The sequence below is a fragment of the Thioclava dalianensis genome, assembly GCF_000715505.1.
Classification (GTDB): Bacteria; Pseudomonadota; Alphaproteobacteria; order Rhodobacterales; family Rhodobacteraceae; genus Thioclava; species Thioclava dalianensis.
Genome location: NZ_JHEH01000019.1, coordinates 29,094 through 43,763 on the forward strand (window position 1 = coordinate 29,094; position 14,670 = coordinate 43,763).

12 protein-coding genes are annotated in these 14,670 nt (G+C 63.4%); 8 read left to right on the plus strand and 4 right to left on the minus strand.

Annotated features, from left to right (window positions below; translation table 11 throughout):
* Window positions 1-100: 100 nt before the first annotated feature.
* The 5 genes from DL1_RS14125 (at window position 101) to DL1_RS14145 (ending at window position 7,797) form a co-directional block, all read left to right on the plus strand.
* Window positions 101-1,327 (plus strand): efflux RND transporter periplasmic adaptor subunit, encoded by a 1,227-nt coding sequence (locus tag DL1_RS14125; protein WP_051693574.1) that lies wholly within the window; start codon window positions 101-103, stop codon window positions 1,325-1,327.
* 9 nt (window positions 1,328-1,336) lie between these two features.
* Window positions 1,337-4,405 carry an efflux RND transporter permease subunit gene (locus tag DL1_RS14130; RefSeq protein ID WP_038067567.1) on the plus strand — a complete coding sequence of 1,023 codons (3,069 nt, stop codon included), beginning with the start codon at window positions 1,337-1,339 and terminating at the stop codon, window positions 4,403-4,405.
* A 213-nt stretch (window positions 4,406-4,618) separates the two neighbouring features.
* Window positions 4,619-5,827 (plus strand): 3-deoxy-D-manno-octulosonic acid transferase, encoded by a 1,209-nt coding sequence (locus DL1_RS14135; protein ID WP_038067568.1) that lies wholly within the window; start codon window positions 4,619-4,621, stop codon window positions 5,825-5,827.
* A 70-nt stretch (window positions 5,828-5,897) separates the two neighbouring features.
* The gene (locus DL1_RS14140; protein WP_038067569.1) at window positions 5,898-6,344 is read left to right on the plus strand and encodes a DUF1178 family protein; all 447 of its coding nucleotides are present in this window, start codon (window positions 5,898-5,900) and stop codon (window positions 6,342-6,344) included.
* A gap of 49 nt (window positions 6,345-6,393) precedes the next feature.
* Window positions 6,394-7,797, plus strand: coding sequence for an FAD-binding oxidoreductase (locus DL1_RS14145; protein WP_038067571.1), 1,404 nt, complete (start codon window positions 6,394-6,396; stop codon window positions 7,795-7,797).
* Window positions 7,798-7,928: 131 nt separating this feature from the next.
* Here DL1_RS14145 and DL1_RS14150 read toward each other — a convergent pair whose 3' ends face one another.
* Together DL1_RS14150 and DL1_RS14155 are read right to left on the minus strand one after the other, a co-directional pair.
* The gene (locus DL1_RS14150; RefSeq protein WP_038067572.1) at window positions 7,929-8,471 is read right to left on the minus strand and encodes an adenine phosphoribosyltransferase; all 543 of its coding nucleotides are present in this window, start codon (window positions 8,469-8,471) and stop codon (window positions 7,929-7,931) included.
* Between the two features lie 49 nt (window positions 8,472-8,520).
* The gene (locus DL1_RS14155; RefSeq protein ID WP_038067576.1) at window positions 8,521-9,387 is read right to left on the minus strand and encodes an S-methyl-5'-thioadenosine phosphorylase; all 867 of its coding nucleotides are present in this window, start codon (window positions 9,385-9,387) and stop codon (window positions 8,521-8,523) included.
* A 136-nt stretch (window positions 9,388-9,523) separates the two neighbouring features.
* On the opposite strand from DL1_RS14155, the gene DL1_RS14160 reads away from it, so the two are divergent.
* Window positions 9,524-10,396, plus strand: coding sequence for a DMT family transporter (locus DL1_RS14160; protein WP_038067579.1), 873 nt, complete (start codon window positions 9,524-9,526; stop codon window positions 10,394-10,396).
* Here DL1_RS14160 and DL1_RS14165 read toward each other — a convergent pair.
* The gene (locus tag DL1_RS14165) at window positions 10,393-10,986 is read right to left on the minus strand and encodes a flavin reductase family protein (protein ID WP_038067581.1); all 594 of its coding nucleotides are present in this window, start codon (window positions 10,984-10,986) and stop codon (window positions 10,393-10,395) included. The two genes, DL1_RS14160 and DL1_RS14165, sit on opposite strands and share 4 nt — an antisense overlap.
* A 68-nt stretch (window positions 10,987-11,054) precedes the next feature.
* Between DL1_RS14165 and DL1_RS14170 the strand changes: the two genes are divergently transcribed.
* A complete protein-coding gene (locus DL1_RS14170; RefSeq protein ID WP_038067582.1) occupies window positions 11,055-11,537 on the plus strand; it encodes a GNAT family N-acetyltransferase in 483 nt (160 codons plus the stop codon).
* Window positions 11,538-11,588: 51 nt separating this feature from the next.
* Window positions 11,589-12,341: an EcsC family protein gene (locus DL1_RS14175; RefSeq protein WP_038067658.1), complete on the plus strand. Its 753-nt coding sequence runs from the start codon at window positions 11,589-11,591 to the stop codon at window positions 12,339-12,341.
* Window positions 12,342-12,413: 72 nt separating this feature from the next.
* Here DL1_RS14175 and ptsP read toward each other — a convergent pair whose 3' ends face one another.
* Window positions 12,414-14,657 carry a phosphoenolpyruvate--protein phosphotransferase gene (gene ptsP / locus DL1_RS14180; RefSeq protein ID WP_038067584.1) on the minus strand — a complete coding sequence of 748 codons (2,244 nt, stop codon included), beginning with the start codon at window positions 14,655-14,657 and terminating at the stop codon, window positions 12,414-12,416.
* Window positions 14,658-14,670: the final 13 nt, after the last annotated feature.

Genomic DNA, 14,670 nt, shown 5'->3' on the forward strand with positions numbered 1-14,670 from the left:
ACACGATTGCCCGAAATGTGAACCAAGTAGTTCAACGCCCCCGGGCGACGCAGGAACATCGCGCCGAAACAGGTGCAGCAAGGACAGTGACGGAACGATTATGATCAAACGCCTCCTTATCGCTATCGTAGTACTAATTCTCGTCGTCGGCGGCATCGTCGGCTTTAACCTGTTCCGCACGAAGATGATCGGGCAGTTCTTTGCGAATATGAAGCCGCCGACCGTCGCAGTGTCGGTCAGCGAAGTGAAAGAGCGCTCGTGGACCCCCGGCTTGGAAGCCATCGGCACAGCCTCTGCCGCGCGCGGGACCGATCTTGCGGTTGAGACGGGCGGCACGGTCAAGGAAATCGACTTCAAGTCGAATGACGCGGTCAAGCAAGGCCAGCTTCTGATCCAGATCGACGACAGCTCGGAACGTGCGGATCTGCAAGCCTCTAAGGCCGCCCTCGAGCTGGCCGAAACCAATCTCACGCGCGCGCGTCAGCTCTCGCAGCGCGGCGTCTCTGCGACATCCAATCTCGATCAGGCAGAGGCCACCGCACAAGAGGCCCGCGCCAGCGTCGCCAAGCTCGAAGCTGTGTTGCAGAAAAAGCGCCTCACCGCGCCTTTCAGCGGCGTGATCGGCATTCCGCAGGTCGAGGTTGGCCAATATGTGGCGACCGGTACGGCCTTTGCCACCTTGCAAGACAGCGACCATATGCGCGTGGATTTCACCCTGTCCGAGCAGCAGGCCCGCAAAGCCAAGGTCGGTCAGACGGTCGAAATCACCACCGAGGACGGCACGCTCAAGCTTGAAGGTAAGATCACCGGTGTCGAGCCCAAGATCGACCCGAATTCCCGCCTCGTCACCCTGCGCGCAGATGTCGAGAATGATGACCACAGGCTCTCGCCTGGCCAGTTCACCCATGTCCGCGTCGTGCTACCCACCGAACAGGGCGTGATCGCCTTGCCACAAACCGTTGTCAGCTCGAGCCTTTATGGCGATTCCGTCTATGTAGTCCGCGAGAAAACGCCCGAGGGCGCAGATGCGCCGCAGCTGACCGCCGATCAGGTGTTCGTCACGCTGGGACGCCGCTCTGGCACGCTCATCGAGGTCACAAAGGGCCTGAAAGCGGGCGATCTCGTTGTGAATGCAGGGCAGAACAAGCTGACGCCCGGCGCGCCCGTGAAGATCGACAACACGATTTCTCCCGACCCCAACGCGCCCACGACCGAACAGGTGAATGCGGACGCAGGCATGGGCTCAGCGCCTGCGAAAGACACTGCCGGTTCGGATCAGAAAGACGCGACTTCGGACGGTGACAGCGCCGCCTCCAGCGCGCAGTAAGGCTCACTCATGAACATCTCAGAGATTTTCATCCGCCGCCCTGTTCTGTCGATGGTTCTGGGCGCTTTCATGCTCCTGATCGGCGCACAGGCCTATTTCAACCTGCCGGTTCGGCAATATCCGGAGGTCGAGGAAACGGTTGTGACGATCACGACCGCCTATCCCGGTGCCTCGCCCGAGCTGATTCAGGGCTTCATCACCTCGCCAATCGCGGCGGCGGTGGCCACGACCGAAAATGTCGATTACGTCACGACGCAGTCGCGCCCCTCGGCCTCGGTGATTTCGGTCCATATGAAGCTTGGCTCGAACTCCGATGCCGCGATGACCGAGGTTCTCTCCAAGGTTCAGCAGGTTAAGGGCGAGCTCCCGCCAGAAGCAAAGGACCCGGTGATCGTAAAGGGTACCGGTCAGCAATTCGCGCTGATGTATCTTGCGGCGCAAAACCCCAACATGACGCCCGAGCAGCTCACCGAGTATCTGAACCGGGTCATCAAGCCGCGCATGTCCACGATCCCCGGCGTGGCTCAGACGCAGATCATCGGCGCGTCCGATTATGCGATGCGTGTCTGGCTTGATCCCGACAAGCTCGCGGCGCGCCAAGTGACGGCCTCTGAGGTGCTCAACGCGATCCGCGCCTCGAACTTCCTGTCGGCCCCCGGCAAGACCAAGAACGAATACGTCACGCAATCGATCACACTACAGTCGACCCTGCAGACCCCCGAAGCCTTCGGCAAGCTGCCGATCCGCTCGAACGGGGATGAGGTCGTGCGCCTGCGCGACGTGGCCAAGATCGAGCTGTCGAAAGCCGCCGACAACGAAATCGTCACCTTCGAGGGGACGCAGGGCACGTTCATCGGGGTCTTCCCGACCCCCTCGGCCAACCCGCTCGACACGGCCGCAGCTGTGACGAAAGAGCTGCCCTCGATCAATGCCTCGCTGCCCGAAGGCATGAAGATCGATCTCGTCTACGATTCCACCGAGACGATCTCGGCCTCGATCCATGAGGTGTTCAAGACAATCGGCGAGGCCGTGGCCATCGTGGTTGTCGTGATCTTGCTGTTCCTGGGCTCCTTCCGCTCGGTTGCAATGCCGATCGTGACGATCCCGCTCTCGCTGATCGGCGTGCTGGGCGTGCTGATGGCTCTGGGCTACTCGATCAACCTGCTGACCCTGCTGGCGATGGTTCTGGCCATCGGGCTTGTGGTCGATGACGCAATCGTGGTGGTGGAAAACATCCACAGACATATCGAGGACGGGATGAAGCCGATCCCTGCCGCTGTGCAGGGCATGAAAGAGATCACCGGCCCGGTCGTCGCGATGACGATCACGCTCGCCGCCGTTATGACCCCGCTTGGCTTTACGGGCGGGCTCACAGGGCAGCTGTTCCGAGAATTTGCCTTCGCGCTGGCAGGCTCTGTGATCTTGTCGGGGGTGATCGCGCTGACCATCACGCCGATGATGGCTGGCCGGATTCTCAAACATGGCGATTCCAAGGGCTTTCAGGCTTTCATCGACCGCAATTTCGACCGGCTGTCGAATTTCTACGGACGCCGGGTCTCGGGCTCGCTGGATGTGCGCCCGGTCACGCTGCTGATCGTCGTGGCGCTGGTCGGGGTGACGGGCTTCATGCTCCAGAACACCTCAACCGAGCTTGCGCCTGAAGAAGATAGCGGCGCGCTCTTTGCGATCCTCAACGGCCCGCGCTACGCGACAAACGAATACACCCAGAAATATATCGACCAGATCGGCAAGGATACCGCCGACATCCCCGAGGTGCGCACCGATTTCTCGATTGCAGGCTTTGGCGGCGACAGCTCGCAGGGGATTTATATCTGGGCGCTCAAGGACTGGGCCGATCGCACGCGCAGCCAAAAGCAGATCCAGCAGGAGATCCAGACGAAACTGGACAAATCCACGGGTCTCAAAGGCTTTGCCTTCGCGCCCCCGTCCCTGCCCGGGACCGGTGGTGGTCTGCCGATTTCGGTGGTGCTGCAATCGATCCACTCGTCCAAACGCGTGGCCGAGGTGGCCGAAGAGATCAAGAACAAAGCCCAAGCCTCGGGCAAGTTCATCATCGTGCAGAACTCGCTCAACTATGACAGCCCGCAGGTCGACGTGACCATCGACCGCGACCGCGCGGCGGCGCTGAATGTGCCGGTCTCTGATATCGGGGCCACGCTGAGCTTGCTGGTTGGCGAGGCCTCCGTGGCCCAGTTCGACCGCGATTCCAACAGCTATGACATCATCCCGCAGGTGCCGCAGAAGTTCCGCGAGAACCCAGAAGAGCTGGGCCGCTATTTCGTGCGCTCGGCCTCTGGCGCGATGGTGCCGCTATCCTCGCTGGTCAGCGTCTCTGTCGGGGCGGACACCGCGTCGATCGAGCAGTTCAACCAACTCAACTCGGCGACGATCACGGCGCTGCCGCTGCCCGGCCAGTCCACCGGCGAAGGGCTCCAGACGATCACCGATATCGCCCAGCAGGTCATGCCCGACGGGTTCTTCCTCGATTACTCGGGCCAGTCCCGGATCGAGCAGAGCCAAGGCAACACGATTCTGATCGCCTTTGCCGCAGCCGTTCTCGTGATCTACCTTGTGCTCGCGGCTCAGTTCGAGAGCTTCCGCGATCCCTTCATCATCATGATGACAGTCCCGCTAACGATCTTTGGGGCGGTGCTGCCGCTTAACCTCGGGCTGGGAACGCTGAACATCTACTCGGAGGTTGGGCTTATCACACTGGTCGGGTTGATTACGAAACACGGCATTCTGATCGTGGAATTCGCCAACCAGCAACGCGAACAGGCGGGGCTCACCCGGCGACAAGCCATCGTCAAATCGGCCCAGATTCGTCTGCGTCCGGTCTTGATGACAACTGCCGCGATGGCGCTGGCGGTGGTGCCGCTGATCCTGGCCGAAGGCGCAGGTGCTGCGGCGCGGGCCGCCATGGGTCTGGTGATTTTCTCGGGGCTGCTGATCGGGACGATATTCACGCTCTTCGTGGTGCCGATGTTCTACAGCTTCATCTCGCCGTCAGATGAGGCCTACGAGGCCGCGCGCAAGAAACGGGAAGCGGCGGGCTAACCGGCCCCCGCAGCGCCGGGGGTTTTGCACCCCCGGACCCCCGCAGGATATTTAGATCAAGAGGAAGGGGAGTTGCCCTTCCTCTTGATCCATAAATCCAAGGGATAAGCCTGGGTCATTCCCGCGCGACCACTCCGGAAAAACCAAGGCCTTTGGGCTTGCCCCGGGCCGTCTGCGTCCTTTCTATGGGCCGACGCCACCTTGGAGTGAGATGTGACCGCCTACCGCTTCTTGACCTATATTTTCGCACTGCCGGTGCTGATCGCACTTGTCTGGCGGGTGTCGCGCCGGTCCGAAAGCTGGGTGCATCTGCGCCAGCGGTTGGGCGGCGGCGCTCCGGTCGAAGGCGCGTTATGGCTGCATGCCGCCTCGAATGGCGAGCTGACCTCGGCGCGCGCGCTGATCGAGACGCTGCTGGCCGAAAACCCGGAGCGGCGCGTATTGGTCACGACCAATACGGTGAGCGCGCAGGATCTGGCCGTTGGCTGGGGCGATCCGAGGATCATCGCGCGGTTGGCCCCGCTGGATCATGCGCTGGGACTGCGCGGCTTTTTGCGGCGGCACAAACCGCATGCGCTGCTCATTGTGGAAAACGAGCTTTGGCCGAACCGGATCGCTTTGGCCCGGCGGCGCGGCATCCCGGTGATCGTGATCGGCGCACGGATGTCGCAGCGCTCGGCTGCGCGGTGGGCGAAGCTGTCGCTCGCGCGGCAGATCATGGCGCAGATCACTGCTGTGTCGGCGCAGGACGCAGAGTCGGAGGCGCGGTTTGTGGAGCTAGGGCTTGCGGAGAGCCGGCTGTTGCCACGGATCAACCTCAAGACCGCGCCGCAGGCTCGCAGTGCAGCCCCGCTCGGCTGGCCGCGCGCCAGCACGATCTTGGCCGCCTCGACCCATGAGGGCGAGGATGCGCCCGTGCTTGAGGCCTTCGCGCGCGCGCACGCCGCGCGGCCCGAGCTGCGGCTGATCCTTGCGCCCCGCCACCCCCGCCGGAGCGCCGAGATCGCGACCCTGATCGCACGGACGGGCCTGCGGCATGCCACGCGCTCGATGGGGGACCCGCCTGATGTCGAGGTCTATCTGGCCGATACTTTGGGCGAGATGGACAATTGGTATGCAAGCGCGGGCCTGTGTTTCATCGGCGGTTCGCTTGTCGATAAGGGCGGGCACACCCCCTTTGAGCCCGCAGCCCATCACTGCGCGATCCTGCACGGTCCTTATGTGTCGAATTTCACCGCCGCCTATGGCGCGCTGGACGCGCAAGGCGGGGCGATTTTGTGCCGGAATGCAGCAGGTTTGGCAGAGGCGATGCGCGATTTGGGCGTGGCCGAGCAGACCCAGATGGCGCAAGCGGCCCGCGATGCGCTTGGTCCGCCTGAGGATCTGGAACGGTTGACAGAGGCGATGCGCCGATGGCTCTGAACCGCTCATCCCCCTTGCATCGCGCCCGCGATTGCTTATTTCAAAGAGAGGGTTTGACAGGGTTTCCAGCATGATCCGCTACATGTTGCAATGCGAGAAAGGCCACCGTTTCGAGAGCTGGTTTCCTTCGGGCGACGGGTTCGATGCTTTGGTGCGCGCCGGTCAGATCGATTGCCCCGACTGCGGATCACGCGAGATCAGCAAATCCCTGATGGCGCCCGCTCTCGCCTCAAACACCCGCAAATCGTCAGAACAAACCCGGGCGCAGAACGCTCATCCGCTCTCGACACCGCGCAATGCCCGCGAAGAGGCATTGGCCGCGATGCGCCGTGCGGTTGAGGAAAATTCCGATTACGTCGGCATGAAATTTTCCAGCGAGGCACGCAAAATGCATGCCGGAGAGATCCCCGCGCGGACGATCCATGGCGAGGCAAAGCTTGAAGAGGCCCGCGAGATGATCGAAGAAGGCATCGCCGTGATGCCGCTTCCTTTCGTGCCCGGGCGCAAGACGAACTGAGCTTGCAATCGGGCGCTGGCCTCACCCCCTCGCGCCTTTAGGAGATTCCATGCTGAGCCCCGCAGACGACGCCTTCGCAACCCGACTTGCAGAGGCCGTCCCCGGTTTGCGCATCGGTGCGCCCGAGCCGCGCCACCTTGAAGAGCCGCGCGGGCGCTATCATGGTTTGGGCGGGCTTCTCGTGCGCCCCCGCTCCACTCAAGAAGTTGCTGCGATCGTAGCACTCTGCCACGCGGATCGGGTCGCCATCGTGCCCTATGGCGGAGGAACCGGGTTGGTTGGCGGCCAGATCCTAGAGAGTGGCCCGCCGCCGGTTCTTCTGAGCCTTGAGGCGCTGCGCTCCGTGCGCGCCGTCACCCGCCATGTGCTTGAAATCGAAGCAGGCGCGAGCCTGCAGGATGCCCATGACGCCGCCGATGCCGAGGGGCGGCTTTTTCCGCTGACCATCGCGAGCCAAGGCAGCGCGCAGATCGGCGGCGTGCTTGCGACCAATGCGGGCGGGGTGAATGTGCTGCGCTACGGCAATGCGCGCGAGCTGTGTCTGGGCGTTGAGGCGGTTCTGGCCGATGGCACGGTGATCTCGGGGCTCAAACATCTGCGCAAGGACAATACCGGCTACGATCTCAAGGATCTGCTGATTGGCTCGGAGGGCTCGCTCGGGATCATCACCGCCGCCACCTTGCGCCTGCATCCGCGCCCGGCCACCCAAGGCACTGCGATGATGGTGGTGCGCGATCCCGCCGCGGCACTTTCGCTGCTCGAGCTGGCAGAGGCGCGCATGCCCGGCTGCATCTCGGCGTTCGAATTGATCTCGGGGCAAGGGTTGGGCTTTTTGCGCGATGTCGGCCCCGAGGTGCATCAGCCTTTTGCCGAACCGCCCGAATGGATGGTGCTCACCGAGATCGGGCTGCCCGACGGGATCGCCCCGGAAGAGGCGTTGACGGACCTGTTTGAGGCGGCGGGAGAGCTGGTGCAAGACGGGGTGATCGCAAGCTCGCAGGGGCAGCGCAACCAGATGTGGACGCTGCGCGAAAGCCTGCCCGAGGCCAATAAGCGGATCGGCTCGATCTCAAGCCATGACATTTCACTGCCGCTGCCCAAGCTGGCCGAGTTCATCGACACCGCGCGGGCCCGGATCGCAGCGCTCGGAGATATGCGGATCAATTGCTTTGGCCATGTCGGCGACGGCAATCTGCATTTCAACGTGTTTCCCGCCAAGGGGCGCGAGCGTTCCGAATATGAGGCGTTGCGCAAAGACGTGGCCGCGCTGGTCTATGATCTTGTCGACACCTTCGGCGGGTCGATCTCGGCTGAGCATGGGATCGGGCGGCTCAAGGTTGCTGATCTGGTGCACTATGGCGATCCGGGCAAGCTGGCCGCGATGCGCGCGATCAAGGCGGCCCTCGACCCCGAGGGCATTCTCAACCCCGGCGCCGTGCTTGCCGCGCAGTGACCCCGCCCCCTGAGGCCAATAAAAAGCGCCTCGCTTGGGGGAAAGCGAGGCGCTGCACATTGGTTCACGTGTTTGCAAGCAGCTGAACCGTTTGGCCTTCACAGGTTTTCGCGATTCCGGTTGAGAAAGTCTTAAGCGCCGTCGAATTCGCAAAGAACACTCACATTCATCCCGAGGCTCTCCAAAAGCCTCCGCCCGCCCAGCTCGGGCAGATCCACGATGAACGAACAGCCGACGATCTCGCCACCCACCCGTTCCAGAAGCTGGATACCCGCCTGCGCGGTGCCGCCCGTGGCCAGAAGATCATCGACCAAAAGCACCTTTTCGCCCGGCTGGATCGCGTCCTCATGCATCTCCATCACGGCCTCGCCATATTCCAGCGTATAGGCCTGACTGATGGTCTGGCCGGGCAGTTTGCCCTTCTTGCGGATCGGCACGAAGCCCTTGGACAGCTGATGCGCAATCGCGCCCCCAAGAATGAAACCGCGCGCCTCGAGCCCCACGACCTTGTCGATCTTCTGGCCCGCCCAAGGGTGCAAAAGCTGGTCGATCGCCATGCGAAAGCCGCGCGGATCGGCAAAGAGCGTCGTCACATCGCGAAACAAAATCCCCTCATGCGGAAAATCCGCGATCGTGCGAATATAGTCTTTGACGGTCTTGCTCTGAGGGCTCATGGCGTGCTCGCTTCGTTGGAAATGTCTGTCGGAACGGCTTGGGCCGGGCTCACAGCCCCCGCCCCGCCACGGTTTGAAGCCTGTGGATCATCTCGGGATCACGCTTGCCGGGCGCGGTCATCACGGCGCAGTCGAGCGCCGCACCGCAGCCTGTCGCGCATGTCTCCTGCGGGCCTGCGATCAGCTCTGGCAAAGCGCTCAGCAGGTCGCGCGCCTTGGCCGCGTTTTTCTGGGCCACCGCGATCACCTGCGCCACATCGACCGCGTCGTGATCGGGATGCCAGCAATCATAATCGGTGATCATCGCGATACAGGCGTAATGCAGCTCGGCCTCGCGGGCGAGCTTGGCCTCGGGCATGCCGGTCATCCCGATCACATCCGCGCCCCAGCTCCGATAGAGCTCACTCTCGGCCTTGGTCGAGAATTGCGGCCCCTCCATCGCGACATAAGTACCGCCCTCATGCACGGTGAGGCCGGTCGATTTCGCCGCCTGCGCACATAGAGCGGCAAGATCGGCGCACACCGGATGGGCCACCGAGACATGCCCGACCAGCCCCGGCCCGAAAAAGCTTTTCTCACGCGCAAATGTCCGGTCGATATATTGGTCGACGATCAGGAAATCGCCCGGCGCATAGGCCTCCTTGAGTGAGCCCACTGCCGAGACCGCCACCACATCGGTTACGCCAAGCTGCTTGAGCGCATCGATATTGGCGCGGTAAGGGACGGAGCTGGGCGTGTGGACATGGCCGCGCCCGTGACGCGGCAGAAAGGCCATCTTCACGCCGGAAAGCCGCCCCGTGAGGATTTGATCGGATGGCGCGCCCCAGGGAGTCTCAAGGCTCACCCAAGCGGGCTCTTCCAGCCCCGCGATATCGTAGAGGCCCGAGCCGCCGATCACGCCGATCATCCTGTCCATCCGATTGCTCCTTTGCCGAAGTCGCTGCACCGCCGCGAGACTAGGACGGCACGGGCGCGGAAGAAAGACCTATTGCTGCGCCCTGCCCTGCGCGGTATCGCATTGAGGGGACATGCGCCGGAGGGGAGCCTGCGAGATGGAAAACACACGAGGCTCGGTTCTGATGGTGGCAGCGATGGCCGCCTTCGCGATGGAGGATATGTTCGTCAAATCCGCTGCGCGTGAGGTCTCGGTCGGGCTGGTGCTGATGCTGTTCGGTCTGGGTGGTGCGGCTGTGTTTGCCTGCCTGATCAAAGGCCGCGGCCAGCGCCTGCTGCACCCCGCACTGACCTCGGCGCCGATGCTGACCAAGCTCAGCTTCGAGGTGGTCGGGCGGCTGGGATATACGCTCGGGATCGCGCTGACGCCGCTGTCGAACGCCTCGACGATCCTTCAGGCCACGCCGCTTGTCGTGGTCGCCGGGGCCGCGCTGGTGTTTTCCGAGCGGGTCGATGCGAAACGCTGGTTTGCCATCGGCATCGGGTTTCTGGGTGTATTGATCGTGCTGCGCCCGGGGCTGGACGGATTCGTGCCCGCAGCCCTTTGGACCGTGCTGGGGATGTTCGGCTTTGCCGGACGTGACCTTGCGACCCGCGCCTGCCCACCGGTTCTGTCGAATTTCCAGCTGAGCCTTTATGGCTTTGCGATGCTGATCCCAACGGGGGCGCTGATCATGGTGATCACCGGGGGCACCAGCGGCGCGCTCGACGTGGTCGCGCTGCGCGATGTCGCGGGGGCCGTGTGCTTTGGCAGCTTTGCCTATTGGGCGCTGACAAAGGCGATGCGCATGGGCGAGGTCTCGGTAATCACTCCGTTCCGCTACACCCGCCTGATCTTCGCGCTGATCCTCGGCGCGATGGTCTTTGGCGAGCGACCGGATGGCGCGATGATCCTCGGCTCCGTGCTGATCGTGGCGAGCGGGCTCTACACCCTTCTGGAGCAGCGCCGCGCCCGCCGCAGTCTGGCTTAATCGGGCCGCTGCATCTCGAAGAGATCGCTCACGGCCGCGTAGTCGAAATATCCGAGCCGCGAGAGGCGATCTTCCGGCAGGTAGCGCCCGTCCTTGAGGCAAGCGTCATTGATATGAATGCCGGTCACCTCGCCATGCACGAGAAAAGCCGACTCGCCCAGCAGCTTGATCACCTGCACGACGCGGCATTCAAGGCTGGCAGGCGCTTGTGCGACACGCGGGCAGTCGATGGTCTCGCAGGCGGCCTTCTCGATCCCGCAAGCCTCGAACTCGTCGATACCGGCTGCGAAATTCGCGCAGCTCGCATTCATCTGATCTTTCAGCGCCGAGGTCACGAGGTTGACGCAAAACACCCCCGATTCGCGCAGCTGCGCGACGCTGTCCTTGGTGTCATCGCGGTCGGGCTTCACCCCGGTCGAGGAAAATATCACCTGCGGCGGCGTATAGGCCACGGCGTTGAAAAACGAATAGGGCGAGAGATTGTCCCCCATCGTCCCACGCGTCGAGATCCATGCAATCGGACGCGGCGCAACAATGGCATTGAAGGGGTTATGCGGCAGACCGTGACCGTCTTTGGGTTCGTAAAACATTGAGCCTCCTGTTTGATCCTGAGTTTAGCGCGTGCTACCGCGTCTGACAGGGTAAAAGGGCGCAGATGATGTATCAGCTCGAGGAAGAGACCGCCGAGGACTGGTGGGAAGTGGAAGCGCTCTATGACCTGTGCTTTGCACCGGGGCGCACTGCGCTGTCCTCTTACCGCCTGCGTGACGGCGTGGCCAAGGTCGCACCGCTTTGCCTGACACTGCGCCAAGGCGGCATTCTGGCCGCTGTGATCCGCTACTGGCCGGTGAAGGTGTCGGGCAACCGCGTGCTGCTTTTGGGGCCGATTGCCGTGCACCCGACGCGTCAGGGCGAAGGGCTGGGCGGGATGTTGATGTATGAGAGCCTCGCGCGCGCCGAGCGGCTGGGCTGGGAGCGCGTGCTCTTGGTGGGCGATGCACCCTATTACTCGCGCTTTGGCTTTTCCAAGCTCGACGATGTGGAGATGCCGCCCCCCACCAACCCCGACCGCGTGCTGGGCCTCGCACTCGTGCCCGGCGCATGGGATGGCGTGACAGGATCGGTCGAGAAAGCCAGCTGATTGCCCAAACCGACCCACCATCCCATATATGGGAGAACGATGGAGGCTTGGATGGCAGAAATTCTTCCCCCGGTGAGCGATCCCGATCTGCTTTCGCAGATTGATGCGCTGGCCAAACGGCACCGCGAGGCAAGCGGCGTCGTCATGCAATTGATCGGCTATATCGGCGGCTCCGCCGAGGGGCTGCTGGGCAAGCTGCCCGCCCCTGTGCGCAACGGGCTGGACGGGGCGACGGAGCGGGCCCTGATGGGGGCTATGGGGGCGGCCGAGCGCTCTCGCGGGATCGTGTCGGACCGTCCCGACTGGGTCAACCGCACCCTGACCACCATGATGGGCGCGGCCGGTGGCGCAGGTGGGCTTGGCAGCTCGCTCGCCGAGCTGCCCTTCACCGTGACGATGCTACTGCGCGCGATCCAAGGCATTGCCGCCGAGCACGGGTTCGATCCGGCCTCGCGCGAGGTGCGGTTGGAGTGCCTGCGGGTTTTCGCCTCTGCCGGACCGCTTACGCGTGACGACGGTATGGATCTGAGCTTTCTCACCGCGCGCACCACGATCACCGGACCGAGCCTCAGATCGCTTGTCGCCAAGGTCGCACCGCGCCTCTCTGCGGTGCTAGGCCAGAAGCTGGCAGCCCAAGCGGCCCCGATCCTTGGCGCTGCTGCCGGGGCTGCGGTGAATTATTCCTTTACCAGCTACTATCAGGAAATCGCCCGCGTCCATTTCGGCCTGAAACGACTGGCGCGTGAGAGCGGAACCGATGAGGGGCTTTTGCGCGAGGAGCTTGTGGCGCGCTTACAAGGCTAGATCCACCGCCGCGCCGGTAGCTCCGGGCGGGAGCCTCCGGCGGGGATACTTGGATCAAGAGGACGCCAGATCCTAGAGATGCGCGAGATAGCTTGTGACGGCAGGTCGCACCAAATTCTGCCCCTCATTGCGCGCGCTTTGGATGACCTGGCGCAGCTCATTGAGATTGGCCCGACGGATGAGATGTTTGACCGGGCCGATCGAGGCCGGGCGCATTGAAAGCGTGCGGATGCCAAGCGCTGCGAACGTCAGTGCCTCGATCGGACGGCCCGCATCCTCGCCGCAAAAGCTCAGTTGCGTTTTTGAGACCGCGCAGCGCGCGATGATCCGCTCAAGGAAGGTCAAAAACGCGCTGTCGAGCGTGTCATAGCGCCGACGTACCCGCTCGTTCTCACGATCCGCGGCAAAGAAGAACTGTTTGAGGTCATTCCCGCCAATCGAGATGAAATCGCAATCCGCATAGAATTGGTCGGTCGCAAAGCCGAGGCTCGGCGTCTCCAGCATCGCGCCGATTTTCAGCTCTTCGGGGACGGTTCGGCCTAGCTGCGCCTCGCGGTCGCGCACCCGCCACAGGATATCGCGCGCGGCGTAAAATTCCTCGGGGCGTGCGATGAAGGGGAACATGATCGACATCGGCCGACCGTTTCCGGCGCGCAGCAGCGCCTGTAGCTGCATGCGCAGCACACCGGGCTTGTCGAGCCCGACGCGGATCGCGCGCCAGCCCATCGCCGGGTTGGGCTCGTCTTGCGGCTTCATATAGGGCACGACCTTATCCGACCCGATATCCAGCGTGCGGAAGACCACGGGCTTGCCGTCGGCGGCGTCCATCACGCGGGCGTAAAGCGCGGCCAGCTCGCCGCGGCGCGGCACCCGCGTCCGGGTCAGAAATTGCAGCTCGGTGCGAAACAGCCCCACCCCGTCGGCCCCCGAGCCGTAGAGCGAGGGCAGATCGGCCATCAGGCCCGCATTCATCATCAGCGAGACTTCCTGCCCCGACAGGTCCTGCGCCGGAAGGTCGCGCAGATCCGCATAGCGTTTCTGGGCCTCGGCCTGCATCGCGATCTTGTCGCGAAACGCATGGGCCACGCTTTCTTCGGGCCGCAGATGCACGACGCCCTGATCGCCATCGACCAGAATCGGATCGCCATTGAGCGCCTCGGAGGTGATCCGTCCGGCATGGATCACCAGCGGGATCGAGAGCGCGCGGGCCACGATCGCGGCATGGCTGCCGACCGACCCCTCTTCGAGCACCACGCCTTTGAGCTTGCGGTCGTAGTCGAGCAGCTCAGCCGGGCCGATATTGCGCGCCACGAGAACCGGATTGTCCGGCAGTTCCGCGCCGGTATCGGTGCCCTGCCCGGTCAGAATGCGCAACAGCCGGTTCGACAGATCGTCGAGATCGTTGAGCCGTTCGCGCAGATAGGGATCGGGCGCCATCTGCATCCGGGCCCGCGCCGAGCTTTGCTCTTTCTCGACGGCGGCCTCGGCGGAGAGACCGGCGGCGATGTCCTCGCTCATCCGGCGTTTCCAGCCTTTCGACGCGGCCAGCATCCGAAAGGTCTCAAGCACCTGTCGCTGATCCTTGTCGATGATCGCGGTCTGGGCCAGCATCTCGTCAATCCGCTCGCGCAGATCGGAGATGCCGGTCTCAAGGCGTTCCTGTTCGGTCTCGGGGTCTTCGCCCACAGGGTTGGTCACCACCACGCGGGGTTCGTGCAGCCAGACCCGGCCCTCGGCCGCACCCTCTTGTCCGGTGGCGCCGCGAAACATCACCGGGAAGCGGTGGGTGGTGCCGATCTCCGCATTCTCGCCGCCAACGAAGGCACCCAGCTCGGTCATCTCGGCCAGAACCATCGCGACCACGTCAAGGCCGTAGAGCTCGTCTTCGGTGAAGGAGCGCTTTTCCTTGGATTGCACGACCAGCACGCCCAGCTTCTCGCCCACGCGCTGGATCGGGACACCAACGAAGCTGGAATAAATCTCCTCGCCGGTCTCTTCCATATAGCGAAAGCCCGGCTCGGAAGGGGCATCGGCGGAGTTGATCGGGCGACCCGACCGGGCCACGCGGCCCACAAGCCCCTCGCCCAACCGCATCCGGGTGCGGTGCACAGCGGCTGGGTTGAGCCCTTCGGTCGCGCAAAGCTCAAGCGTTTCGGGATCGCGGAACAGATAGATCGAGCACACCTGAGTGCCCAGCGAATCCGCGATCAGATGGGTGATCCTGTTCAGCCGGTCCTGACCATCACCATCGGTGGCCAGCGTATCGCGCAACCGCTTGAGCAGTGTTCGACTGTCGCTATCGCTGTATTCCACCATGGGCGAATTCGCG

What these genes read in the sequence shown, in the direction of transcription:
- DL1_RS14140 (WP_038067569.1), top strand. Translation starts at nt 5,898, where the DNA reads ATGATCCGCTACATGTTGCAATGCGAGAAAGGCCACCGTTTCGAGAGC.
- DL1_RS14160 (WP_038067579.1), top strand. Translation starts at nt 9,524, where the DNA reads ATGGAAAACACACGAGGCTCGGTTCTGATGGTGGCAGCGATGGCCGCC.
- DL1_RS14170 (WP_038067582.1), top strand. Translation starts at nt 11,055, where the DNA reads ATGTATCAGCTCGAGGAAGAGACCGCCGAGGACTGGTGGGAAGTGGAA.
- DL1_RS14130 (WP_038067567.1), top strand. Translation starts at nt 1,337, where the DNA reads ATGAACATCTCAGAGATTTTCATCCGCCGCCCTGTTCTGTCGATGGTT.
- ptsP (WP_038067584.1), bottom strand. Translation starts at nt 14,657, where the DNA reads ATGGTGGAATACAGCGATAGCGACAGTCGAACACTGCTCAAGCGGTTG.
- DL1_RS14125 (WP_051693574.1), top strand. Translation starts at nt 101, where the DNA reads ATGATCAAACGCCTCCTTATCGCTATCGTAGTACTAATTCTCGTCGTC.
- DL1_RS14175 (WP_038067658.1), top strand. Translation starts at nt 11,589, where the DNA reads ATGGCAGAAATTCTTCCCCCGGTGAGCGATCCCGATCTGCTTTCGCAG.
- DL1_RS14155 (WP_038067576.1), bottom strand. Translation starts at nt 9,387, where the DNA reads ATGGACAGGATGATCGGCGTGATCGGCGGCTCGGGCCTCTACGATATC.
- DL1_RS14165 (WP_038067581.1), bottom strand. Translation starts at nt 10,986, where the DNA reads ATGTTTTACGAACCCAAAGACGGTCACGGTCTGCCGCATAACCCCTTC.
- DL1_RS14145 (WP_038067571.1), top strand. Translation starts at nt 6,394, where the DNA reads ATGCTGAGCCCCGCAGACGACGCCTTCGCAACCCGACTTGCAGAGGCC.
- DL1_RS14150 (WP_038067572.1), bottom strand. Translation starts at nt 8,471, where the DNA reads ATGAGCCCTCAGAGCAAGACCGTCAAAGACTATATTCGCACGATCGCG.